At 39.6% G+C, this 23,207-nt stretch carries 25 protein-coding genes and 2 pseudogenes; 3 read left to right on the top strand and 24 right to left on the bottom strand.

Going from position 1 to position 23,207, the window contains the following annotated elements; all coding sequences use genetic code 11:
* Positions 1-41 precede the first annotated feature (41 nt).
* From I6E11_RS03315 to I6E11_RS03290, 6 genes are read right to left on the bottom strand one after another with little or no spacing between them, the layout of a single operon-like run.
* Positions 42-317: a hypothetical protein gene (locus I6E11_RS03315; protein ID WP_235336391.1), complete on the bottom strand. Its 276-nt coding sequence runs from the start codon at positions 315-317 to the stop codon at positions 42-44.
* Entirely contained in the window at positions 317-556 is a 240-nt protein-coding gene (locus tag I6E11_RS03310) for a hypothetical protein (RefSeq protein ID WP_235336390.1), read from the bottom strand. Before I6E11_RS03310 ends, I6E11_RS03315 begins: the two co-directional genes overlap by 1 nt.
* 2 nt (positions 557-558) lie before the next feature.
* Positions 559-777: a hypothetical protein gene (locus tag I6E11_RS03305; RefSeq protein WP_235336389.1), complete on the bottom strand. Its 219-nt coding sequence runs from the start codon at positions 775-777 to the stop codon at positions 559-561.
* 13 nt (positions 778-790) lie between these two features.
* A complete protein-coding gene (locus I6E11_RS03300) occupies positions 791-1,234 on the bottom strand; it encodes a hypothetical protein (RefSeq protein ID WP_235336388.1) in 444 nt (147 codons plus the stop codon).
* The gene (locus I6E11_RS03295) at positions 1,231-1,794 is read right to left on the bottom strand and encodes a response regulator transcription factor (protein WP_235336387.1); all 564 of its coding nucleotides are present in this window, start codon (positions 1,792-1,794) and stop codon (positions 1,231-1,233) included. The genes I6E11_RS03300 and I6E11_RS03295 overlap by 4 nt, the downstream gene beginning before the upstream one ends.
* A complete protein-coding gene (locus I6E11_RS03290) occupies positions 1,791-1,988 on the bottom strand; it encodes a helix-turn-helix domain-containing protein (protein WP_235336386.1) in 198 nt (65 codons plus the stop codon). The genes I6E11_RS03295 and I6E11_RS03290 overlap by 4 nt, the downstream gene beginning before the upstream one ends.
* A gap of 155 nt (positions 1,989-2,143) precedes the next feature.
* Between I6E11_RS03290 and I6E11_RS03285 the strand changes: the two genes are divergently transcribed.
* Entirely contained in the window at positions 2,144-2,581 is a 438-nt protein-coding gene (locus I6E11_RS03285; protein WP_235336385.1) for a hypothetical protein, read from the top strand.
* Positions 2,582-3,122: 541 nt separating this feature from the next.
* Here the strand turns inward: I6E11_RS03285 and I6E11_RS03280 are convergent.
* Positions 3,123-4,034, bottom strand: a complete 912-nt coding sequence (locus tag I6E11_RS03280) for an RluA family pseudouridine synthase (protein WP_235336465.1) — start codon at positions 4,032-4,034, stop codon at positions 3,123-3,125.
* 36 nt (positions 4,035-4,070) lie between these two features.
* Positions 4,071-5,495 carry a 23S rRNA (uracil(1939)-C(5))-methyltransferase RlmD gene (rlmD, locus tag I6E11_RS03275; protein ID WP_235336384.1) on the bottom strand — a complete coding sequence of 475 codons (1,425 nt, stop codon included), beginning with the start codon at positions 5,493-5,495 and terminating at the stop codon, positions 4,071-4,073.
* A 268-nt stretch (positions 5,496-5,763) separates the two neighbouring features.
* Here rlmD and ppdK point away from each other — a divergent pair, with 268 nt between their 5' ends.
* Positions 5,764-8,484 (top strand): pyruvate, phosphate dikinase, encoded by a 2,721-nt coding sequence (gene ppdK / locus I6E11_RS03270; RefSeq protein ID WP_235336383.1) that lies wholly within the window; start codon positions 5,764-5,766, stop codon positions 8,482-8,484.
* Between the two features lie 383 nt (positions 8,485-8,867).
* On the opposite strand, the pseudogene I6E11_RS03265 reads toward ppdK, so the two are convergent.
* The 16 genes and pseudogenes from I6E11_RS03265 to I6E11_RS03190 form a co-directional block, all read right to left on the bottom strand.
* Positions 8,868-9,335: pseudogene (locus I6E11_RS03265) on the bottom strand (group II intron maturase-specific domain-containing protein); the annotation flags it as partial.
* A pseudogene (locus I6E11_RS03260) lies at positions 9,331-9,564 on the bottom strand (hypothetical protein); the annotation flags it as partial. The pseudogenes I6E11_RS03260 and I6E11_RS03265, both read right to left, overlap by 5 nt.
* A gap of 224 nt (positions 9,565-9,788) precedes the next feature.
* Positions 9,789-10,223: a hypothetical protein gene (locus I6E11_RS03255; RefSeq protein ID WP_235336382.1), complete on the bottom strand. Its 435-nt coding sequence runs from the start codon at positions 10,221-10,223 to the stop codon at positions 9,789-9,791.
* A gap of 185 nt (positions 10,224-10,408) precedes the next feature.
* Positions 10,409-11,293 carry a F0F1 ATP synthase subunit gamma gene (locus I6E11_RS03250; protein ID WP_235336381.1) on the bottom strand — a complete coding sequence of 295 codons (885 nt, stop codon included), beginning with the start codon at positions 11,291-11,293 and terminating at the stop codon, positions 10,409-10,411.
* 5 nt (positions 11,294-11,298) lie between these two features.
* The gene (gene atpA / locus I6E11_RS03245) at positions 11,299-12,888 is read right to left on the bottom strand and encodes a F0F1 ATP synthase subunit alpha (RefSeq protein WP_235336379.1); all 1,590 of its coding nucleotides are present in this window, start codon (positions 12,886-12,888) and stop codon (positions 11,299-11,301) included.
* A 19-nt stretch (positions 12,889-12,907) separates the two neighbouring features.
* The gene (locus tag I6E11_RS03240; RefSeq protein ID WP_235336378.1) at positions 12,908-13,462 is read right to left on the bottom strand and encodes a F0F1 ATP synthase subunit delta; all 555 of its coding nucleotides are present in this window, start codon (positions 13,460-13,462) and stop codon (positions 12,908-12,910) included.
* A 6-nt stretch (positions 13,463-13,468) separates the two neighbouring features.
* On the bottom strand, positions 13,469-13,969 hold the full coding sequence (gene atpF, locus I6E11_RS03235; protein ID WP_154044669.1) for a F0F1 ATP synthase subunit B: 501 nt from the start codon (positions 13,967-13,969) through the stop codon (positions 13,469-13,471).
* Between the two features lie 10 nt (positions 13,970-13,979).
* Complete coding sequence (gene atpE, locus I6E11_RS03230) at positions 13,980-14,234, bottom strand: ATP synthase F0 subunit C (protein ID WP_154044670.1); 255 nt, start codon at positions 14,232-14,234, stop codon at positions 13,980-13,982.
* Positions 14,235-14,331: 97 nt separating this feature from the next.
* Positions 14,332-15,393, bottom strand: a complete 1,062-nt coding sequence (gene atpB / locus I6E11_RS03225) for a F0F1 ATP synthase subunit A (RefSeq protein ID WP_235336377.1) — start codon at positions 15,391-15,393, stop codon at positions 14,332-14,334.
* On the bottom strand, positions 15,390-15,770 hold the full coding sequence (locus tag I6E11_RS03220) for a hypothetical protein (protein ID WP_235336376.1): 381 nt from the start codon (positions 15,768-15,770) through the stop codon (positions 15,390-15,392). Before I6E11_RS03220 ends, atpB begins: the two co-directional genes overlap by 4 nt.
* A gap of 58 nt (positions 15,771-15,828) precedes the next feature.
* A complete protein-coding gene (locus I6E11_RS03215) occupies positions 15,829-16,101 on the bottom strand; it encodes a F0F1 ATP synthase subunit delta/epsilon (protein ID WP_235336375.1) in 273 nt (90 codons plus the stop codon).
* 5 nt (positions 16,102-16,106) lie between these two features.
* Complete coding sequence (gene atpD / locus I6E11_RS03210) at positions 16,107-17,633, bottom strand: F0F1 ATP synthase subunit beta (protein WP_235336374.1); 1,527 nt, start codon at positions 17,631-17,633, stop codon at positions 16,107-16,109.
* A 189-nt stretch (positions 17,634-17,822) separates the two neighbouring features.
* Complete coding sequence (locus I6E11_RS03205) at positions 17,823-19,001, bottom strand: transporter (RefSeq protein WP_235336373.1); 1,179 nt, start codon at positions 18,999-19,001, stop codon at positions 17,823-17,825.
* Between the two features lie 21 nt (positions 19,002-19,022).
* Positions 19,023-19,667 carry an ATP-binding cassette domain-containing protein gene (locus I6E11_RS03200; RefSeq protein ID WP_235336372.1) on the bottom strand — a complete coding sequence of 215 codons (645 nt, stop codon included), beginning with the start codon at positions 19,665-19,667 and terminating at the stop codon, positions 19,023-19,025.
* 11 nt (positions 19,668-19,678) lie between these two features.
* Positions 19,679-21,205, bottom strand: a complete 1,527-nt coding sequence (locus I6E11_RS03195) for a DUF4836 family protein (RefSeq protein WP_235336371.1) — start codon at positions 21,203-21,205, stop codon at positions 19,679-19,681.
* 39 nt (positions 21,206-21,244) lie between these two features.
* Entirely contained in the window at positions 21,245-21,946 is a 702-nt protein-coding gene (locus tag I6E11_RS03190; protein WP_235336370.1) for a 16S rRNA (uracil(1498)-N(3))-methyltransferase, read from the bottom strand.
* Between the two features lie 273 nt (positions 21,947-22,219).
* On the opposite strand from I6E11_RS03190, the gene I6E11_RS03185 reads away from it, so the two are divergent.
* Positions 22,220-23,207 (top strand): DUF4468 domain-containing protein (locus I6E11_RS03185; protein WP_235336368.1); only part of this gene is annotated, 988 nt, incomplete at its 3' end.

Here is a 23,207-nt window from a genome sequence, read left to right as displayed (position 1 = left end):
GCAAAATTTTACGGGCATGGTATTTTTGCATTCTGCGTTTCTTAATCAGATGAAGCTGATTGAGTTTTATTGAGTCGGTTTTCTTTGTCATAATCAATTTTTATTCTATCGTAAGTATGATCAAGGTTTTCACTATCATCATTATCAAAATAATAAGGACAACATCCTTTTATTATTACAATGGCATCTGTCCTATGCTTTGTACCTTTAGATACAAAATCTAAAGCTGCAGCTAATACAGATAGTTTGTCAGCCCTATCACAATAAGCATCACCACATAATTCTGATATTATAGTTCTGTCCTTTTTCTTAGTCATTATTCATCAGATGTTAGTTGTTTACCACAGAACGGACAATAAGAATATGTCATTTCCATACTGAATTCTTTTGTTGTAAATGAACCGTCTTTTTTCTTCTTTCGATATAAAATTTCGATAGAAGGCAATAGGCACCATTTACCATTGACAGGAGCTATAATACCTCTAATTTTAGCATTAGGATCACCTGTAGCCTCTCTAACTTTTACTTTTGCTTGTTCAAAACAATCACATGCCATAATTAAACCTCCACATAAAAATCTTGATTCAATAAGCTTTTCATAGCTCTATCTCGAGATGCTATACTTTTATAATAGCCATCTGTATCAACACTGGCCATTTTCTTCCAAGCGTTGGGACTGTTCCTATCCTTATATTTTATATGAGGTTTAGGTTCATTTTGTCTCCGGATAATAGTAAAACCAGCTTCACATACTTTTCTTTGATCATTCGCATTCATTGTACATCAATCATTATTTAATACCCATTTTTTCTTTTCGATACTTTTCTGCATACTCTTCAGTCCTCTTAGATAGTGGAACCAATATCCATGTCGTTGAAGTTATTTTAAGAGGGTATAATTTTTTCTCTTTTTTGAGTTGTTCTGCTGCTTCAGCAACAACATTATCATTTTTTATTATTGATTTCATTGTGTCTGAGAATGTTTCTGGGGAATACTCACATTGGTAATAGTCTCTATAAATACGTTCTATTAACCTACCAAAACATATAAGATTTGATGTAAAATCATCATCAAAATCATCATTTACACTAACATATATAATAAGCCAATCTTTATCCGTTCGACATAGCTCTACAGCTTCGATTTTCAATACATGTACAGGATACTCTCTATCAACTTTATATAGTAAATAATGGAGAATTTTTAAAGTAATGTGACAACGAATAGTTTTCATTTTACCATGTTTTTATAGTATGACACTAATTCTGCAGTATTAGAAACCTGCAACTTAGCACGCATATTATTGCGATGCCGGATCACAGTAAAAATAGAAATACTTAATTCATCAGATATTTGTTGATTAGTCATACCCTTAGAAATCAATTCCAGGATCTGAGTTTCTCGATCTGATAAATTTGTATTAAGAACAGGAGAACAGATAACACCACAATACCGGCAATCTACAGAATTTCGCAGCGGACATTTAACCTGCTCGAGATTAAACACACCAACATAATCCACATCTAATTTAGAAGAATCGTATTCACCGAAATTACACCGGCAAAATCGATGAACCATCAGGTATTCATAATTAACCCTATTCATACTATTAGATGAATATAATTTTGAAAGAGCCTTGAATGCTTCAGGATATCTGTCATCAATAAGCTGCAGCATACTCTGAATAATATCACGGTTTGATTCTTTAAGAACATATACTGCACCATTAACAGGTTTAACCATAACATCACCATCAGGCGTGTTATAGAATTCTATACAAGCTAAGTCCATCATTTCTTTTTGGGAAATAATTGTTCTATAGGCTCTCCAAGAATATCAGCAATTATTTTTTGCTTGATCGGTGGCGGAACTATAACACCTGATATCCAACGATAAACTGTAGATTCAGATGTTTGTGTTTTTTCCATAAGCAGCTTAACAAGCTGTCTCTTTTCATTCGGCTGATTCATGCGCTCACTAAATACCATTTTTATACGATTTATTGATTAATGTTTCGATTTTATCTCAGTTTTTCTTATTTTCGTAACGTTAGAAAACTTTCGTTACGCAAATATGCGGTATATATATCGTATAACCAAATATGAATACGATTTATTTATCGCATTTAACTAATAATAACAATATGGCTGAGAAAAAGACTAATTCTGCAATTAAAGAGAGATGTCTATTAGTATGCAACTACTTAGGCATCTCAGCAAGCAAATTATCACAAGATAGTGGTATGAATCGTGAATACATAAGACTCATGAAGGATTTTGCTAATGCAGATTTTTTGCGGTATATACATCGCACATATCCGGATATTGATATAGTCTGGTTAATAACAGGAGAAGGTGAAATGATTAAAAGACAAAGTAATCTTATCAATACAGATGACTATATAACTATACCCAAGGAAGCATGGGATATTATAAAAAAACAAGAAGCTGATTTAAGGGCACAAATTGAAAGAATAGAAAAGAGAGATGCGCAAATTGACGAATTAATCACAATGATAAAAAAAGATCATGCCCGAATAACAGACAATGTAACATGTGCCGCTGCAAATGGTATAGAATAGGAAATGTTGAATATAAGTCTACAATATATTAGTATATAAACTAAATATCTAAAAAGTATAAACAAAACTTATAATAAAACAATGATGTTATCAGATGATAATCAACAGGTTACATAATCATGTCTAAGGACAGATATAGGACTGTAAACAGATAAAATTTAATCATTATCAATCGTAATATATTGATAATCAGATGTGACCTTCTTAATGAAAATGTCATTAGAGTTCGAGCCTCTCTTCCCGTGCAGAAGTAAAAAGCTGTAACTCAATGAGTTGCAGTTTTTATTTTTTGTATATATTCAATGTAAATACCAGTCCATACAATTATAGATATATTGTCCGTCAAAAAACGTCTTGACGTTTTATTTAAAACGCTTTGTCGTTTTACCCAAAATGTCCTGTCGTTTTTTTTCATTGTATTTTAATTGTTCCCTATCAATATTTACCGATTTTAAGTGCAACTACCATTGATGGATTAAATACAAAAAAATCACTATTCCGTTTTAAAAGAATTCATAAACATGGAATAGTGATTTTCTATTTATTTTTTAAGCATCAAAGCCTTGAAAGGTCCCGGATAAGGAGTTTCAAACTGCATAACCTCACCTGTGACAGGATGATAAAAACAAAGCTTGAACGCATGCAGTGCAAGTCTTCCCAAAGGATCAACCTCACAACCGTATCTTGCATCCCCTACTACGGGATGACCTAATTTCTGCATATGCACGCGTATCTGATTCTTACGCCCGGTTTCAAGATTGAGTTCAACAAGCGAATAACCGTTGGCACGCTTTATAGTCTTGTAATGTGTAACTGAAAATTTTCCACCGTCGTCATAGTCACTCGAACTTACGTAAAGTTTACGGTCAGTCAACCAAGACTCTACAGTTCCCTGATCTTTCTCCATATCACCCATAACTATGGATACATATCTGCGGTCGAAAACTATTTCATGCCAGTTGTCACGCAAAGTATGCTGAGTTTTCTCATCCTTGGCATACATCATCACACCTGATGTTTCACGGTCAAGACGATGTACCACAAACACACGGTTTCTAGGATGCTGGCGCTTTACGTATTCATTCAGGATATGCTGTGCCGTACGTTCTTTCTGACGGTCTGTCGCCACTGACAGGAGTCCCTCCTTTTTTTCCACTACTATAATATATGCATCTTCATATAATATGTTTAGTAACGGATTATGGAACTCATGTTTGTTCTTCTCCTTACTGATCTGAACTTTCATTCCAGGCTTCAGAGGAAAATTATACTGTGTCTGGATGTTATTGTCCACCATTACTACACGATTTGTAAGCAAAGCCTTAACTCGAGTACGACTTATTCCTGACATTTTCTTCATCAGAAATTCCATCAGTTCTGCTGGTTCGGACACATTATATACAGTACATTTATTTGCAGCTCTTGCCACCGGTCGTCTTCCCGGTCTGTTCATTCTTTCTTCCACTTTCTTTTCGGATTTTAGTTTGTCTTATGCTTCTCTCTTTTCAAGAAGAACAACATTTTCCACATGATGCGTGTGTGGGAACATATCAACTGGCTGAACCGCCATTACCTTATACATAGGATCAAGCAATTGCAGGTCGCGTGCCTGAGTGGCAGGATTACAGCTTACATAGACTATTCTTTCAGGTGCCGCAAACATTATAACATCTATTACATCGTTATGCATTCCGGCACGTGGAGGGTCTGTGATAATCACGTCAGGACGTCCATGTTCGTTGATGAAATCCTGTGTCAGAATGTCCTTCATGTCGCCGGCATAGAACAGCGTATTGTCTATACCGTTTATTGCAGAGTTTACTTTTGCATCCTCAATAGCTTCAGGCACATATTCTATTCCAATCACCTTTTTTGCCTTGCGCGACACAAAGTTTGCAATGGTACCTGTTCCGGTGTAAAGGTCGTATACCAGTTCGTTACCTGTCAGTCCGGCAAACTCCCTTGCCACTTTATACAGATTATACGCCTGTTCAGAATTTGTCTGGTAGAATGATTTCGGACCAACTTTGAATCTTAATCCTTCCATTTCTTCGAATATGTGGTCATTCCCCTTGAACACCTCTACGTCAAGGTCGCCTATAGTATCATTACATTTATTGTTTACTACATACATAAGCGACGTAATTTCCGGGAACGAGTCTGCCACGTACTGAAGAATCTGCATCATCTTTGCACGGTCATCATCTGTCACAACCTTACATTGCAACAACACCATAAGCTCGCCGGTAGAAGAAGTACGTACCATCATGTTTCTGAGCAATCCTTCCTGCGAACGCAAATCAAAGAAAGAATAATTATGCTCGTATGCATAATCGCGGATGGCATTTCTTATCCTATTTGATATATCGTCCTGTAGCCAGCATTTTTCGATGGCCAGAACCTTGTCGAAGGCTCCCGGAATATGGAAACCCACTGCGTTCATCTGGTCATATTTCACATCCTGCTTCACTTCGTCTTCAGTGAGCCAACGTTTGTTTGAAAATGTAAATTCGAGCTTGTTTCTATAGAATTTGGTTTTCTCGGAACCAAGAATAGGCATAAACTCCGGAAGTTCAATCTTTCCGATACGTGTAAGATTGTCAAATACCTGTTTCTGCTTGTAGCGTATCTGGTCTTCGTACGAAAGGCACTGCCATTTGCATCCTCCACATACTCCGTAATGCTGACAGAACGGCTCTGCCCTCATAGGAGATTTTTCGTGAAACTTTACAGCCACTGCCTCTGCATAATGGTTCTTTTTACGTTTCACCTGCAGATCAACCACATCTCCCGGCACTACATACGGGACAAACACTACTAAATCGTTCACTTTAGCCAAGGCCTTGCCTTCAGCGGCTACATCTGTTATAGTTACCTTTTCCAGTAAAGGTAGTTCTTTTTTCTTTCTTGCCACGTTATTTTTCAATAAAACCAATTTGGGGCAAATTTAGTCATTTTTTCTGACAAAACACCATGATTTTAAAAATAGTTGATTTTGCTATATAGACATTGCAAAAACATGTTGTAGAATATAATATATATGTTTGTTTATACACAAATCATATATAGTTTTTTCCTCGTTAAAGCCCCACCGACAGTATTTTACATTCTTTCCGGTCTGCCTCCCCTGATAGACTCTCATACTTAAACTCCCTAATAACTTTAAAAACCTTTCATTAAAAATGGAAACAAAAAGAGTCTATACTTTCGGAAACGGTAAGGCCGAAGGAAAAGCAGACATGAGAAACTTACTGGGAGGAAAAGGTGCGAACCTGGCAGAAATGAATCTTATTGGAGTTCCGGTACCTCCTGGTTTCACAATAACAACAGACGTTTGTAATGAATATTATGCTGAGGGTAAAGACAAGGTAGTAGCCCTACTAAAAGAAGATGTGGAAAAAGCCATCAAAGGCGTGGAAGAACTGATGAAATCAAAATTCGGCGATGTGGAAAACCCACTTCTCGTCTCAGTACGTTCAGGTGCCCGTGCTTCAATGCCTGGTATGATGGATACAATTCTTAATCTAGGTCTTAATGATGAAGTCGTAGCCGGATTGGCACGCAAAACAGGAAACGAACGTTTTGCATGGGATTCATACCGTCGTTTCGTACAGATGTATGGAGATGTAGTTCTAGGTATGAAACCAACAAACAAGGAAGATATTGATCCGTTTGAAGCCATTATAGAAGATGTAAAGAAAGCTAAAGGTGTACGTCTGGACAACGAACTGGAAGTAGAAGACCTGAAGGAACTGGTTGTAAGATTCAAGGCAGCGGTAAAAGCTCAGACAGGTAAGGATTTCCCATCATGCGCATACGAACAGCTTTGGGGAGCTATCTGTGCTGTATTCGATTCATGGATGAACGAACGCGCCATCCTCTATCGTAAAATGGAAGGAATACCAGCAGAATGGGGTACTGCAGTAAACGTTCAGGCAATGGTGTTCGGTAATATGGGCGACACTTCAGCAACAGGTGTTGCATTCTCTCGCGATGCCGCTACAGGCGAAGACCTCTTCAACGGTGAATATCTGATCAATGCACAGGGAGAAGACGTAGTGGCAGGTATCCGCACTCCACAGCAAATCACAAAAATAGGTTCACAGCGCTGGGCTGCTCTTCAGGGTATTTCAGAAGAAGAACGAGTTTCAAAATATCCGTCTATGGAAGAGGCTATGCCTGAAATATATAAAGAACTTGATGCCATCCAGACAAAACTTGAAAACCACTATCACGACATGCAGGATATGGAATTCACTGTTCAGGAAGGCAAACTTTGGTTCTTACAGACACGTAACGGAAAACGTACAGGTGCTGCTATGGTACGCATAGCAATGGAAATGCTTGAACAGGGCATAATTGATGAAAAGACTGCTATAAAGAGATGTGAGCCTAACAAGCTTGACGAATTACTACACCCTGTATTCGACAAGGAAGCACTACGTACGGCAAAAACACTTACCCGCGGACTTCCTGCGTCTCCAGGAGCTGCTTGCGGACAGGTGGTGTTCTTTGCCGACGACGCTGCACAGTGGAGAGCAGATGGACACAGAGTGGTTCTTGTACGTATAGAAACATCACCTGAAGACCTTGCAGGTATGACTGCTGCCGAAGGTATCCTTACTGCACGCGGAGGTATGACTTCACACGCTGCTGTGGTGGCACGAGGTATGGGTAAATGCTGTGTATCAGGTGCAGGAGCCATCAATGTGGACTACAAGGCACGCACAATAGAAATAGACGGTACTATAATAAAAGAAGGCGACTATATCTCATTAAACGGTAGCACAGGCGATGTATATTTGGGAGAAGTTCCTACAAAAGCTGCCGAAGTTTCAGGCGACTTTGCAAAACTTATGGATTTGTGCGAAAAATACACCAAACTTAAAGTACGTACAAATGCAGATACTCCTCATGACGCGGAAGTGGCTCGCAGTTTCGGTGCAGTAGGTATCGGACTTTGCCGTACAGAGCATATGTTCTTCGACAATCAGAAGATTATCGCAATGCGTGAAATGATTCTTGCAAACGATGTAGAAGGTCGCAAAAAAGCACTTGCAAAACTCCTTCCATACCAGAAAGCCGACTTCAAGGGAATATTCAAGGCTATGGACGGATGCCCTGTAAATGTCCGCCTGCTTGATCCACCTTTGCATGAATTCGTGCCACACGATTTGAAAGGACAGGAAGAAATGGCTCAGGCTATGGGTGTGACAGTGGAATATATCCGCCAGAGAGTAGACAGTCTTTGCGAACATAACCCTATGTTGGGACACCGTGGTTGCCGCTTGGGTAACACATATCCGGAAATCACAGAAATGCAGACTCAGGCCATTCTTGGTGCAGCAATTGAACTGAAGAAAGAAGGCTACGATCCTCATCCTGAAATCATGGTTCCGCTGACTGGTATTCTTTACGAATTTGAAGCTCAGGAAAAGGTTATCCGCAAGGCTGCAGCCGAACTGTTTGAAAAAGAAGGAGTTGAAATTCCATTCAAGGTTGGTACAATGATTGAAATTCCTCGTGCTGCCCTGACAGCTGACAAGATTGCGTCTAAGGCTGAATATTTCTCATTCGGTACAAATGACCTTACACAGATGACATTCGGTTACTCCCGCGATGATATCGCTTCGTTCCTGCCTGTATATCTTGAAAAGAAGATTCTTAAAGTAGACCCATTCCAGGTACTTGACCAGAACGGTGTAGGTCAGTTGGTAGAAATGGCAGTTGAAAAAGGTCGCTCGGTACGTCCTGATTTGAAATGCGGTATCTGTGGCGAACACGGTGGTGAACCTTCATCAGTAAAATTCTGCCACAAGGTTGGATTGAACTATGTATCTTGCTCTCCATTCCGTGTGCCTATAGCAAGATTGGCTGCGGCGCAGGCTGCAATAGAGGAATAATCCCCAAAATAATTGAATCCTAATAACAGGCTGTAACTCACTGCTTTTGCGGTAGTTACAGCCTGTCTTGCGCTTGGGCAGTTCGTACACTTGTCCGCATACATATTTATGATGTACATGATTTATAGCAACGAAACAAGTACAAATACATATAAAAGCCATAGGCTATCATCAAGATAAGTGTACAGTTTTTAAAATATCAAATTCAGAATTTATTGAGCATAATATTATACACTAAAAAAGCTAGTTATATCATCTTGACAGATTAAATAAAGCTAATTAATCGAGTAGGAGGTAAACATTAACCATAGGTGTTTATCTCCTATTTTCATGTTCACCGACCTCTCACACCACCGTACGTGCCTTCCGGCATACGGCGGTTCCTATTTTGGGTACCATTCGAGATACGAACCCATTAAGGTATAATACCCTGCTTTTCTCAAGCTATCGTTATTTATCGCCACTTTCAATATAGGACTGTCAGCGATACGCCAATAACCTTTACGAGTGTTACCCCATTCACATGCCTTGTATTTTTCTATACCGCATTTAATGAGGTTTGCCACCTTGGTCTTGGGGTTCTTCCAAGATTTCCATATACACATGCGTATTCTACATCTTAACCACTCATCCGTATCAAGAAGAAAGCGTTTCATATCGGCTATGTAATAGTATCCAATCCACCCACGTATGTAATCTTTCAGCTTCTGTTTCCTCTTGACGTATCCCCAACCATTGCTACGATTCGTCAGCTCTTTGAGTCTAGATCTCATCTTAGCTTTGGATTTCGGGTGTACTGTAAGGCGACATTTGCCTTTCGTTACATAAAAGGAATAACCGAGATACTTCATTACTTCCGTTAATAGATTTACGTCCTCTAAATTGGATTTTGGATGAACCTCCGGCACCTGTAGAGTTTGGAGTAATCTGAAGTCCGGCACTCTTATCTTGCAAAGAGTTAATCATATTGACATTCTTAATGTCGTTTACATCTTTTCCGCCAACGGTTTGTGCTGAATAAGTAAGAGTTTCTGACTGACGCTGGATACCAATAGCTGTTACTACTACTTCTTCCAGTAGCTTGGCATCATTACGCATAGTAATAATGCCCAAATGTTTAATGAAACTTACTAAACATTTCATATTTGAATAATAATAAAAACTGTACCTGCATTATCATAAAAACAACGAGGTACAGTTACACGAATAAACTAAAAAATTAATTATCTTAAATATTATTGATATCTCCCATTTTTCTTACATCTATATAACAAAAATATATACTTTATTGTTCGATAAATTTATTAATATCCATAAAAACATGCAGAATAACCATCAAGGAGACATTCAAGACGGTTATTTCCCATAAAAATATTATTCATATAAGAATAATCATTCGTACCATACTTTAAACGCAAACTGGTATAGTTTGCATCATACCAATCCCAAACAAATGTATAAGAAGATTCTTTACGGAAACCATGTCTGTCTACTGTTAATACATAATCCTCCCCTACATTATTATCATAGAATCGTATTTCCTGACGATGGAAATCACCTTTGTTGTCAGTCCATTCCTCAACCCATGTCCTACTGCATAAATAATATGTGGACTCACGATAATTATTAGTTCCGTTCCCCAATTCAATACCTATACCAACATATTCGCATGATGAGAATAAAATTGGGAATAAAGATATTATTATCCCAAATGCAATAACCTTACATAAATTTCTCATGGTTCCCTCCTGTTATTCTTTTCTTCCTCGGTACAAAAATAATGACATATATTCACTCTTTATAAAGTAAATTCCTATATTTTATGGGGAATTTCCCTAAACATGATAGGGATACAAGAAAGGCATTATGATGTAAGTTCATTAAAAAAACATCATAATGCCTTTATAAAAAATACCAATTATACTTAAGCCATTGTACCGCCCACAATATCAAGAAGTTCATTGGTAATTGCCTGCTGACGGCTCTTATTGTATACCAAAGTCAATTCCTGAATAAGGTCGTTAGCATTATCAGTTGCTATCTGCATAGCCATTGTGCGGGCAGCATGTTCAGAAGCTGCTGCGTCAAGCAATACCGTATAGATTTTCATTCTGAGGACTTTAGGAACAAGCGAACTCATTATCACTTCAGGCGAAGGCTCAATAATATAATCGGACGCATGTTCCTTCAATTCAGCGTTATCATCTCCTGTTACCTGACTATTCACGTCAACTGGCAGATAAGTTTCATGAGTAAGAATCTGCGAAGATGTTGATTTGAAGTGATTATACAATAAATCAACTTTCTGTATCTCACCCTTCAGAAACTTGGCCATCAAATCCGATGCCAAATCAGAAGCATCCTGATAGTTCGGTTTTCCACTCATGTGCTGGTAATCGCCTGCAACCTCCATTCCCATCTTCTTTACGGCTTCAGATATTTTTTTGCCCACTGGATAAATAAGTATATTATCCTTACCTACCTTGGCCGAATAATCATCTATCAAAGCGGTAAGATGTCGTATGACATTTGCATTATATCCGCCACAAAGACTGCTGTTCGAAGCAAAAGCCACTATAGCCACCTTCTTTACCTGCCTATTTATAGAAAAAGGGGTCTGAACAGAAACGCCGGAAGCCAGGAAGTTTCTTAAAATTCCATGCAACTTTTGCTCGTATGGAAGCATATTCTCTATAGCCTCCTGAGCCTTATGCAACTTTGCCGACGCCACCATCTTCATGGCCGAAGTTATCTTCAGCGTACCGTTTATAGAGTTTATTCTACTTTTTACTTCTTTCAGCGATGCCATAATACTTATTCTTTATATTGAACTGCTGTTTCTGCTGCTACCTTCTCGATAATAGCCGTCACAGAATCATTTATCTGTCCGCTTGTAAGAACATCAATAACATCCTCCTTATGGTTTACACGAAGTGTAGAAAGGAATGTATCCTGGAAATTACGTATCTTTCCAATTGGAACTTCACGCATCAATCCGTGAGTACCACAATAAAGAATTGCTATCTGTTCACCCACAGGCATTGGAGAGTACTGTGGCTGTATGAGCAACTGGTTATTCTTACGTCCGCGGTCGATAGCCATAGCTGTAACAGGGTCCATATCACTACTAAACTTGGAGAATGCTTCCAATTCGCGATACTGCGCCTGATCTATCTTAAGCGTACCAGCCACTTTCTTCATACTCTTTATCTGGGCACTACCACCCACACGCGACACAGAAATACCTACGTTGATAGCAGGACGGAAACCTTGGTTAAAGAGGTCTGTCTCAAGGAATATCTGACCGTCGGTAATTGAAATCACATTAGTAGGGATATATGCAGACACGTCACCAGCCTGGGTTTCAATGATAGGGAGTGCAGTCAAGGAACCGCCAGCCTTTACTTTACCCTTAAGGCTTTCCGGCAAATCATTCATCTGCTCTGCCACTTCCTGCTGACTGATTATCTTCGCAGCACGTTCTAGCAGACGTGAGTGCAAATAGAAAATATCACCCGGATATGCTTCACGTCCTGAAGGACGACGAAGAATAAGTGATACTTCGCGGTATGCAACAGCCTGTTTTGACAAGTCATCGTACACTACGAGCGCATGACGACCGGTATCGCGGAAATATTCACCGATAGCTGCACCGGCAAACGGAGCAAAATACTGCATAGCAGCAGGATCGGAAGCTGTAGCGGCTACTACTACTGTATAATCCATTGCACCACGTTCGCGAAGTGCATTAACTATACTAGCCACAGTAGAACCTTTCTGACCTATTGCTACATAAATACAGTAAACCGGATTTCCTGCTTCATAATTAGAACGCTGATTGATAATTGTATCAATAGCAATTGCAGTTTTACCAGTCTGACGGTCACCGATAATCAACTCACGCTGCCCACGTCCTATAGGAATCATGGCATCAATAGCCTTCAAACCTGTCTGCAACGGTTCTGTTACAGGCTGACGGAATATTACTCCCGGAGCCTTACGTTCGAGCGGCATTTCGAATGTCTCACCTAAAATGTCGCCGCGTCCATCCAATGGAACGCCAAGAGGGTCGATTACACGTCCCAACATACCCTCACCTACATTGATGGAAGCGATATGCTTGGTACGTTTTACTATCATTCCCTCCTTAATCTGGTCAGTAGGACCGAGTAGGACTGCACCCACATTGTCCTCTTCCAGATTCATTACAGTACCCATAACTCCATTCTCAAACTTCAGCAACTCGTTGGCTTCAGCATTACGCAAGCCATAGATACGAGCTACACCATCACTCACCTGCAACACGGTACCCACTTCATCAAACTTCAGTGATGTGTCGATACCCTCAAGCTGCTGGAGCAATACTTCAGAGACTTCGCTGGGTTTTATAGTATTATCTGCCATTATTAGTCAATTCAAATAATTAAACTATTCTTCTGTTTTTCTCAATAAACTGACGCTTTACTTTTTTAAGCTGGTAATCGACGCTGGCATCAAGGCGATATCCATCTATTTCCATAATGTAACCGCCTATGATAGAAGGATCAACTTTAGAAGTTATTTCTATCTTGGAATTAGTTTTCTTACTAGCTATTTTTTCAAGTTTCTTTACCAATTCCGGAGCTTCGATTGCCGTTGTCAGTTTACCCATCAATATGTGCTTCCTTTCCCTATACAGGTCAATATACGACCATGTCATGAATTGCAAGAATTTCTCTCTCTTACCATTAAGCACCAGCAAGAGGAAACGTTTCATTTCTTCAGTGACATCTTTACCTCCTGCTGCCTCAACAAGCAAATTCAATTTTTCCTGTTTCGTAACAACCGGATTATCAATAGTCCTTCTCAAATCAGGAACATTAGCAAAATGTCTGGCCAGCGTTTTTACCTCTTCATATATCTTGTCTTCATTGCCTCTGTCCATTGCAAAGTCCAACAAAGCCTTGGCATAACGCCTTGAAACAACTCCTGTATTCATATTAGGTTATTTAGAAGATTCAACCATTTCGTCCACCAACCGACTGATAAGTTCAGTCTGTTCCTTCTCATCGGCCAATTTTGTACGCATTACTTTTTCAGCAATACCTACAGAGAGTAAAGCCACCTGACGCCGGATATCGCGGATTGCACTTTCTTTTTCGGTTTCAATCTGCTTTTTCATTTCCTCCATCAAACGGTCACCTTCCAGTCGAGCCTTTTCCTGGGCTTCTCTAATGATACGGTCACGCGTTTCTGTAGCCGATTTCAGGATTCGGGCTTGCTCCTCATGGGCCTGAGCCAAGATTTTCTCGCCTTCAATCTTCACGTTTGCCAATTGTTCGTTAGCTTCACGTGCAGCTTTAAGCGAGTTGTCAATATACGCTTTCCGATCGTCAACCATTTTGATGATAACAGGGAATCCGAATTTTGCCAACAAAAAGAAGACAATACCGAATACTACTACCATCCAAAACAGTAACCCCGGATCCGGAGTCAATAATCCCATACGCTGATTATTATAGGAACAATGTCAAAAGACAAACGATAATTGCGATAATAGCTACACCTTCAACAAGTGCTGCAATGATAATCATATTAGTACGAATATCACCTGATGCTTCTGGCTGACGAGCAATTGCTTCCATAGCTGAACCACCGATTTTACCAATACCAATACCTGCACCGATTACTGCAATAGCTGCACCAAGAGCAGCACCCAATTTACCTAAACCTGCACCTGCGGCAGCCTGTAATAAAATTGAAAGTAACATAATTATAAGTTTTTAAGTTTGTTATTTTTTAATTTATAAAGTAATAATTCTACTACGGCAATTTTGCCGTACATTTTCATCACTATTTTTTGTTAGTTTAATTTTCTTCTTTTTCCTTTACCTTGGAAAGACCGATAAATACGGCTGAAAGCATAGTAAACACATAAGCCTGAATGAAAGCTACCAAAAGTTCAAGAGCAGTCATGAATATACCAAAGGCCACTGACACAAAAGTCATTGTACCATTCAATAACGGACCAATCTTCACTGTTATGAAAATTATGGACAGCAAACTGAGAATAGCTGCGTGGCCTGCCATTATATTGGCAAAAAGACGAATCATAAGAGCGAAAGGCTTAGTGAACAGGCCAAAGAATTCTATCACCGGCATCATAGGTATAGGAGCCTTAAGCCATACCGGAACATCAGGCCAAAATATATCTTTCCAATATTCTTTGGTTGCAAAAGCATTCGTAAAAAAGAAAGTCAGCAAAGCCAGCACAAGTGTAATAGCTATATTACCTGTTACATTGGCACCTCCAGGAAATATTGGAATAAGTCCCATCAGGTTATTAACCAATATAAAGAAAAATGCAGTCAGCAGATACGGTGCATAACGTTCATAACCAGGACCTATACCTTCCTTGATTACATCATTATAAATCATTAACACCATCGATTCTACCATACCTACACCACCTCTTGGCGCACCGTTCTCTACAGGATGTTTTTTATACCATCTAGCACATCCAAGAACTATCCACACCAGAATAGTGCTGTTTATTATAAGTCCAACAACATTCTTTGTTATGGACATGTCCCATGGACGAACTTCCTCGCCTGAAGAATTACGCTCTACTATCTTTCCGTCGTATGTTCCACCTTCGGCAATATAAAGTCCTTCATACTCACCATCTTCAAGTTTCTCAGATGAGAATACATGCCATCCGGTACTGCTTTTCACTATTACCGGCAATGGTATTGTGATATGAGTATCCCCTATGCTGAGAATATGCCAAGAGTAGGCATCGTTGATATGTCCGAACACCAGTTCATTGACATCCACTTCACCACCTTCATTAGAAGTCTCGGCAGATGCGAAACACGATGTAAAAACCATCAGTAACACCAAAGTCCATATATAACGTACTTTTTTCATTGTTTCTGTTTTAGTTTTTTCTTCTTTATAAGTCTCAGTTCGATATTAGTAAAATATACAGTTTCGAATATCAGAAAAGAAATATAGAATACCAGAAAGGTTGCAAAAAAAGCCACAATTTCATGCTGTACCGCATAACAGTATATAGAAATTATCAGCACACTAACAAGAAACTTTGTTCCTTTGCAAACCAGAAACAGTGGAACCATTTTATCTTCTCCCAACCGATAAGCCAGAGAAAACATGTTGATGTAGAACAGACCGAAGAGGTAAAAAAACACAGGAATGGCAGGAAACCACGGAAAATACCTGTCTGGTATAAACAAATGGTAAATCAAACCTATCACAACAGACAATATCAAAGTCAATATTGTCATTTTTTTTATAAATATCCTCTTTGCCTTTAGCAAAAACATGTTTTTCAGATTTTTCGGTTTATAATTCTACGCACACTGAGACCAAATTATCTTTAACCTCAACGAATCCTCCTGTAATTTTCAATCTTTGCGTATCTCTCTGCACCCTGTAATGTGCCTCTCCACACTGATATATCACTTCACCTTCCTTTAAGGATGATATTATAGGAGCATGATTTACAAGCACCTGGAATTTACCGAGTTCTCCCGGCAGTTCCACCCAGTTTACAGGGCCGTCGAAGAGAGTACGCTCCGGTGATATTATCACCAGATGCAATTCCTTCCTGTCCATAGGCGTTATGCTTTAGCAGCCTCAAGCAGTTTCTTTCCTTTCTCTATGGCATCTTCAATGGTTCCTACGTTAAGGAATGCCTGTTCAGGCAAGTAGTCAACCTCACCGTCCAGAATCATCTTGAATCCCTTGATTGTATCTTCTATAGAAACCATAGCACCCGGAACACCTGTAAACTGTTCAGCAACGGCAAACGGCTGTGAAAGGAATCTCTGTACCCTACGAGCACGGTTCACTGTCAGACGGTCTTCGTCCGAAAGTTCGTCCATACCGAGAATGGAGATAATATCCTGCAATTCCTTGTTACGCTGAAGAATCTGCTTAACTCTCTGCGCAGTTTCGTAATGTTCTTTTCCTACGATAAGCGGGTCAAGAATACGTGATGTGGAATCCAGCGGGTCAACGGCAGGATAAATACCAAGTTCGGCAATCTTACGGCTCAACACTGTAGTAGCGTCAAGGTGAGTAAATGTAGTAGCCGGAGCAGGGTCTGTCAAGTCATCGGCAGGCACGTATACAGCCTGAACAGATGTGATGGAACCATCCTTCGTAGAAGTGATACGCTCCTGCATCTTACCCATTTCAGTAGCCAGAGTAGGCTGATAACCTACAGCCGAAGGCATACGTCCAAGAAGTGCGGACACCTCAGAACCTGCCTGAGTGAAACGGAATATATTATCTATAAAGAACAGAATATCCTTAGGACTGTTCTCGTCAGTCTTACGGTCGCGGAAAGATTCTGCAAGAGTCAAACCTGACAGTGCAACAGACTGACGTGCACCGGGAGGCTCATTCATCTGTCCGAACACCATTGCAACCTGCGATTTCTCCACTTCCTTATAATCTACTTTCGACAAATCCCAGTTGCCTTCTTCCATGCTCTTCTGGAATTCTTCTCCGTAGCGGATTACGCCGGATTCAATCATTTCCCTAAGCAAGTCGTTACCTTCGCGGGTACGCTCTCCCACACCGGCAAAGACAGAGAAACCATTGTGCTTCTTTGCAATATTGTTAATCAACTCCTTGATGAGCACTGTCTTACCGACACCTGCACCACCAAACAATCCGATTTTACCACCTTTCAGATACGGCTCCAAAAGGTCAATAACCTTAATACCTGTAAACAATACTTCCTGAGTTGTTGCCAAATCCTCAAAACGTGGAGGTTCGCGGTGTATAGGGAAACCGTCCTTCTTGTCCAGTTCGGACATTCCGTCGATAGTCTCTCCAACTACGTTCATCACACGTCCCCTGATCTGTGCTCCCACCGGCATGGTTATAGGCTGACCGGTAGGTACAACTTCCATTCCGCGTTTCAGTCCGTCCGTACTGTCCATAGCTACTGTACGCACAGTATCCTCACCAATGTGTTGCTGCACTTCGATAATCAATGTACGACCATCCTTACGGACAACAGTCATTGCATCGTGTATCTTCGGCAAAGCTACATCAGCATCCAATCCTTCAAGGTCGAAATGGACATCCACTACAGGACCGATAACTTGCGAAATATGTCCAACGATTTTTGACATAAACTAATCTGTTAAATAATTATCTTAATTGTATATCGCAAATTTAATGTTTTATCCTATAACAATGTTCCCAAAAGTAACATTTTTTATCCCTCAAACAATGTTATAGGACACAATAAGAGAGATATTTCCCAATACTGTTTACATATTATCACAGAGAATAAAGACTTTTTAAACTAGAATATGTATTTAAAGTATAGATTTAATCTTTCTCCTAATGGCAATAATATTATATGCAGACACTAATACAAACAAAATCACACCACAAATGCAAGATTGCAGCACATTCCTATCACCTAAATCTGTTATTATGTCAGAGAGTGCATCTATATATACACTCCTTACCAATAGCAGAATAATGACGGACAGTATTAATACTGAAAAATTCATCACAACAGTAAGAACCTGATAAGGTACTGCCACCCGCGATACACTGTAACCCATAAGAATGAGATTCTCGAGTTTATCCATATTTTTCTGCAAAAGCAGATATATACTTAATAATAATATATAGAAAGACAGTATACTTATAACCAATCCTACAGTCATAACCACTCCAACGGCAAGTTTCAGAAACCACGTAATCTTCCCCGAATCAAGCTTGTTGTCCTCCGTCTCATATCCATTGTCGCTGAAATATCCGGCTATTCTTTCATCGGCAGGATTATTCACTTCTATTATCAGTCGTGATGGCTCCCAAGACTTGTTACCTCCATACGTAGCATTAGCAATCCTCATGAAGGCTTCGGGCACAAGTATAGTGTTCAGTCTGTTAGAAAATCCTACTATACGCCCTTTTTTCATTTCCCTCATGCCATTGCCAGACAAATAGAGATTGAGCGACACAAGTCCGACCATACCTTCCGACAGTTGAGGCAGATTTCTGCTTCTGGCAAATCCAAAGTTATAAAGATTAAGATAATTGCGCGGTATTATTATAGGTATTTCGTCCTGACCTTCAGTGTATTTCCATGCATCAGCCTTCACATCCACAAAATTATCAGGAACGGATTCAAGAAACATTGCAGTAGACATATCCATTCCTCCGAAAGATATACCAGCTGACACCTTAAACTGTGCAGGCTGGAAAGCACCGACTTGTACGGTAAAAGGCTGCAACTTAAGGTCGTCCACCTCATAAGAAGAGAAAGTACCGCTCTTACCGGCAATACTGCCCAGTGTACTAACCTTCTTTGTCACTACTATATAGTCTTTCTTTATGAAACTATCCTCTTGCGTAAATACTGGCGATACATCGTTATAAAACTGTATTCCTAACATTACAATTACCATTCCGCACAGGTTGGCAATAAAGAAACCTACCAGTTGCGCAACACTTATATGCTGTTTTAATAATTTCCAAAGCATATTCTCTCCTCAGTTCTTTTTTTAAAGTTTTATTTCAGCATTATAGTTCATCTCCAGACGACGGCCTATGGAAGTTACTATAACCCCCACCCCCCTTTCACGGATTTCATCGTAAAGTATTTTTGCCATAATTTTTCCGTTGGCATCGTCCAGATGGCTTACCGGTTCGTCCATAAACAGGAAATCGGACGGCTGACACAGCATCCTTATGAAAGCCACTCTCTGCTGTTGTCCGAATGACATTCGTCCCACTGGTTCTGCCCATTTATCTTCTATTCCCAACATGGAAAACCATTTTCTTATCTGAGCTTCATCTCTGAAATGTGTCAGATTGTTTTTCAGGATAACATTTTCTCCGGCTGTCAGTTCCGGGAAGAGGCGAAGTTCCTGAAACATCATTCCAAGATTCTTCTGCCTTATCTCAGTCCACGTACTCCCTGAAAAATTTTTAATATCAGCATCATCAAAACTGATCAAACCTTCATAATCCTTTCTGTAGCCATATATAAAACTGCAAAGCGATGATTTGCCGGTTCCGGAAGCAGCTTCTATCAGATAAGACTTTCCTTTCTCAAAACACAGTTTTCCGAGCCACAGATCGGAAATAATATTATCTCTTCCGGAAAACACAGCAGGCAATACATTGTCTAATTCTATTCTTTCCACCTTATATATATTTAATTATCCAATAATGCCGACAGCGGATTACGTCCTCTGTCCTTCATAATGATTTCGATATGCACATTCTCGCCATCAGCACTTTCGGCAGTAAGATAATCCAGTCCACCGAAAAATGCCAAAACAGAAGCCATCGACCCCTTCAGTTTACTCAAATCAAACAGACGATCAAGTGAAGTTAAATCAGAGACCATAAAAAATCGCTGTCCCTCAACTCTTTTACCCCAGTCACGATTTCTGAGCGAAAGTCCGAGCACGCGTCTGTCTATCAATGATTCCTTGTTCGTAACATAAAACTTACCATCTCTTACTCCCAGCCATAAAGCCATATATCCGGGAGTCAATCCTACCAGACTTCCATCCACAGTCTTGAATTCATAACCATTGTCGCCATGATTGCGCAGTAACACTTGTCCTCCGGAAAGCGCTGCCATTGACTTCAGCGATTCAAAGGACTTCAAAAAAGAGTCGGTAGTTACATCTGCATATGCTATAAAATCCTTTCCTTCGGGTCCGGACATTGATAAGGCCACATCGCCAGTTATCGCATTGAATATAGAACCGAAATCCAATGGTATCATAGATTTTTCAAAATATCTCCGTACGGAAGGATTTTCGCATATGAAATCATAAAACTCTCCCCCCTTGATATTAGCAGTAACCCAAAACGGTGTATTCGATGGGAACATATCAAGAAAACTACCTTTCACCGTTGATGTCACTTTCTGTTTCTTGTCAAGAATTCCCCTCATCACATCGTCATCCACCATCATTTCCACATCCATCACAGTTTTTCCTGTCATGAAGTCCACAGTAGAAATAGCTTTTACATCCTTAAGACGTAATTCGGCAGAAACACCCATAGTGAGAGGATATACAGCCTCATGCGGAAGAACTTCAAGTGAACTCCATAAAACAATGTCGCCTTTTTTTTGCTCCATCTGCCTGAAATCGTCTGATGCGGAAAAGCCCTCACCATCTTTCTGTCTCAGCCACATTGAAGCCTGCCTTACAAGCGATTTTGGATCAGAGCCTTTATTATCGGCCACCAGAACCATTGCACCGTCATTATAAGCCAATAGCCAGTTGCCTATAACAGTCCATTCACAGCCGTCAGCCTCTTTTGGCTGGGTACAAATCTGCTGTTTCTTTAGGACATCCAGAAGTTCCTCCAATTTATCTCTATCTGTAACTTTAACGAGCAGTCCACCCATTTTTGCCTGTTCGCCCATAAAAAGATAAATTTTTTCTTTAAGTCCTAATCCACTTTCATCGGCATCATCAAATATCCTATTTACCAGAGCTTCTGAACCTGCAAGACCACTATTCACCATATTTTTGAATCTTGCAAGAAATCCCTCATCAATATTGTCACCACTCAGCCCACTCTTCTCTGCCATCGAATTTACATCAATGGCAACCAGTGCAGCCGATTTTGCAGGTATGGCATTCCTATAATCCGGCGCACTGCCACATGCTGCCATAAACAGAGCCAATACCGGAACACAAAAATATTTCAGTTTCATTTTCTGTTGTTTGATGTTAGTTGTTCGTTTTATGAAGTTTTATTCGGCATTCAGCAGGTTCATGGTATGTACAGCCACAAGTGCTGCGGTCTCAGTACGAAGTCGTGACTTGCCGAGACTTACAGGCTTGAAACCTTTCTTTATAGCCATTTCCACTTCTTCCTTACTGAAATCTCCCTCCGGACCTATCAGAACCAAAGCATCATTACCCGGTACTATAGCATCCTTCAACAAAGTCTTTTCGCCTTCATTGCAATGTGCAATAAACTTATCTCCCTTGAAATCCATCTTCATGAATTTGTCAAAGTCTGTCATCTCATGAATTACCGGTTTTCGGGCTTTCAAAGACTGCTTCACTGCCGAAACTACAATTTTTTCAATTCTCTCTGTCTTTATTACCTTACGTTCAGAATAACGGCAATTCAGGAAAGTAATCTCATCCAGACCTATTTCTGTAGCCTTCTCGGCAAACCATTCTATACGGTCCATCATCTTCGTAGGAGCCATAGCTATATGCAAATGGCCTTTCCAAAGAGGTTCCTGAAATGTTTTTTCAATTATCCTAACCTGACACCTTTTACCGGAAGCAGCACTTATGGCAGCCTTGTAAAAATACCCTTTGCCGTCGGTCAGCAAAATCTCATCACCAATATTTAATCGTAATACTCTTACGCAGTGCCCTGCTTCCTCTGCAGGCAATTCAGAATCAGTAAGTATGTCCGGTGTATAAAATACGTGCATAAACAATATACTTGAAATTAAAAACGAACAAATGTAACCATTTTTTCTGAAAATCAGTACCAGTAAAACGTTTTACCTGAAAAGACAGGACATTTTATCTAAAACGACAAGGCATTTTACATAAAACGACAGGTCGTTTTAATGACAGACAATTTACAAAAGATATTTTACTATCCGTTTAACAAAGATAAACAAAGAGAAAACAATCTATTCTACCATGAAAAAAGATTTTTTTGTAAGTTTGCTGCAATTAACTTGATAAATAACTCAAACATGAAAAATCTACTATTAGTAATCTTGGCGTTATTGCCTTTTTTCGCCATAGCAAAAGACAACAAAAAGAAGGACAATTCAAATCCTAAGTATCTGGAAGGAGCTATCACTCTGAAAGATGGTAAAGTTTCCTTTGAAGAGGAGATAAAGGTCCCAACAATGAGCAAAGAGGAATTATACAATACCATGCTCCAGTGGGCAGAAAAACGTTTCGTTCCTAATGAAAAGCTTAAAAGCAGTGTAGTATATAAGGATGAAGAAAAAGGAGAGATTGTAGCCACGGCCGAAGAATATCTGGTATTCTCGTCAACAGCTCTTTCACTGGACAGGACAAGAATATACTATCATTTCTATATAACTGCAGAAAACGGCAAATGTAATTTAGAGATGAGTAGAATAAGATACTGGTATGATGAAAACAGAGACGGTGGTGAACGTTATACTGCTGAGGAATGGATAACTGACGATATGGCATTGAACAGAAAAAAAACCAAGCTTGCCCCTATCTGTGGAAAATTCAGACGTGAAACAATAGACCTGAAAGATGAGCTTTTTAATTCTGTTAGGGAAAACTTAGGACAAAAGATGATAAATTCTTCCAATGAAAGCACTATTACAAACAACACTGCAAAAAAGACAGGAAAAGTAGCTGTATCTGAATTACCTGCCGATTTAAGCAAAATTGCTGAGAATGGAAAATTAACAATAAAGACAGGCGACAAAGAAAATGAATTGAATCTTGCATCGTGGGGAGGATTCGGCAAGCTGTTCAATAAAGATGTTGCATACATCCTAATTGACAAGAAGGAGTCTGAAATAGCAAAAAACATGGAAAATTCTTCTTCATACACAGTTTCATTCTATAAAGACAAATCAGCAAAAGCAGCAGTCATAATTGAGTGTAAGAAAACCATGACACAGGAACTCACTGCTGAAGAGTTGAAATCGCTTAATCAAGACATAGACACCTCAAAAGAATATATAATGT

This window comes from Bacteroides caecigallinarum, from assembly GCF_021531075.1.
In the GTDB taxonomy this organism is placed as follows: Bacteria; Bacteroidota; Bacteroidia; order Bacteroidales; family Bacteroidaceae; genus Phocaeicola; species Phocaeicola caecigallinarum_B.
This window is presented reverse-complemented; position numbering and strand designations above follow the sequence as displayed.

Excerpts from the sequence above, each read along its gene's own strand:
- I6E11_RS03295 (WP_235336387.1), bottom strand. The coding sequence starts at position 1,794 with ATGATGGACTTAGCTTGTATAGAATTCTATAACACGCCTGATGGTGAT.
- I6E11_RS03255 (WP_235336382.1), bottom strand. The coding sequence starts at position 10,223 with ATGAGAAATTTATGTAAGGTTATTGCATTTGGGATAATAATATCTTTA.
- atpD (WP_235336374.1), bottom strand. The coding sequence starts at position 17,633 with ATGTCAAAAATCGTTGGACATATTTCGCAAGTTATCGGTCCTGTAGTG.
- atpB (WP_235336377.1), bottom strand. The coding sequence starts at position 15,393 with ATGAAAAAAGTACGTTATATATGGACTTTGGTGTTACTGATGGTTTTT.
- I6E11_RS03250 (WP_235336381.1), bottom strand. The coding sequence starts at position 11,293 with ATGGCATCGCTGAAAGAAGTAAAAAGTAGAATAAACTCTATAAACGGT.
- I6E11_RS03300 (WP_235336388.1), bottom strand. The coding sequence starts at position 1,234 with ATGAAAACTATTCGTTGTCACATTACTTTAAAAATTCTCCATTATTTA.
- I6E11_RS03290 (WP_235336386.1), bottom strand. The coding sequence starts at position 1,988 with ATGGTATTTAGTGAGCGCATGAATCAGCCGAATGAAAAGAGACAGCTT.
- I6E11_RS03190 (WP_235336370.1), bottom strand. The coding sequence starts at position 21,946 with ATGCACGTATTTTATACACCGGACATACTTACTGATTCTGAATTGCCT.
- I6E11_RS03240 (WP_235336378.1), bottom strand. The coding sequence starts at position 13,462 with ATGAATACAGGAGTTGTTTCAAGGCGTTATGCCAAGGCTTTGTTGGAC.
- I6E11_RS03195 (WP_235336371.1), bottom strand. The coding sequence starts at position 21,205 with ATGAAACTGAAATATTTTTGTGTTCCGGTATTGGCTCTGTTTATGGCA.
- ppdK (WP_235336383.1), top strand. The coding sequence starts at position 5,764 with ATGGAAACAAAAAGAGTCTATACTTTCGGAAACGGTAAGGCCGAAGGA.
- I6E11_RS03220 (WP_235336376.1), bottom strand. The coding sequence starts at position 15,770 with ATGACAATATTGACTTTGATATTGTCTGTTGTGATAGGTTTGATTTAC.
- I6E11_RS03280 (WP_235336465.1), bottom strand. The coding sequence starts at position 4,034 with ATGAACAGACCGGGAAGACGACCGGTGGCAAGAGCTGCAAATAAATGT.
- I6E11_RS03305 (WP_235336389.1), bottom strand. The coding sequence starts at position 777 with ATGAATGCGAATGATCAAAGAAAAGTATGTGAAGCTGGTTTTACTATT.
- atpF (WP_154044669.1), bottom strand. The coding sequence starts at position 13,969 with ATGGGATTATTGACTCCGGATCCGGGGTTACTGTTTTGGATGGTAGTA.
- atpE (WP_154044670.1), bottom strand. The coding sequence starts at position 14,234 with ATGTTACTTTCAATTTTATTACAGGCTGCCGCAGGTGCAGGTTTAGGT.
- I6E11_RS03310 (WP_235336390.1), bottom strand. The coding sequence starts at position 556 with ATGGCATGTGATTGTTTTGAACAAGCAAAAGTAAAAGTTAGAGAGGCT.
- atpA (WP_235336379.1), bottom strand. The coding sequence starts at position 12,888 with ATGGCAGATAATACTATAAAACCCAGCGAAGTCTCTGAAGTATTGCTC.
- I6E11_RS03315 (WP_235336391.1), bottom strand. The coding sequence starts at position 317 with ATGACTAAGAAAAAGGACAGAACTATAATATCAGAATTATGTGGTGAT.
- I6E11_RS03215 (WP_235336375.1), bottom strand. The coding sequence starts at position 16,101 with ATGGACAGGAAGGAATTGCATCTGGTGATAATATCACCGGAGCGTACT.
- I6E11_RS03285 (WP_235336385.1), top strand. The coding sequence starts at position 2,144 with ATGGCTGAGAAAAAGACTAATTCTGCAATTAAAGAGAGATGTCTATTA.
- I6E11_RS03205 (WP_235336373.1), bottom strand. The coding sequence starts at position 19,001 with ATGCTTTGGAAATTATTAAAACAGCATATAAGTGTTGCGCAACTGGTA.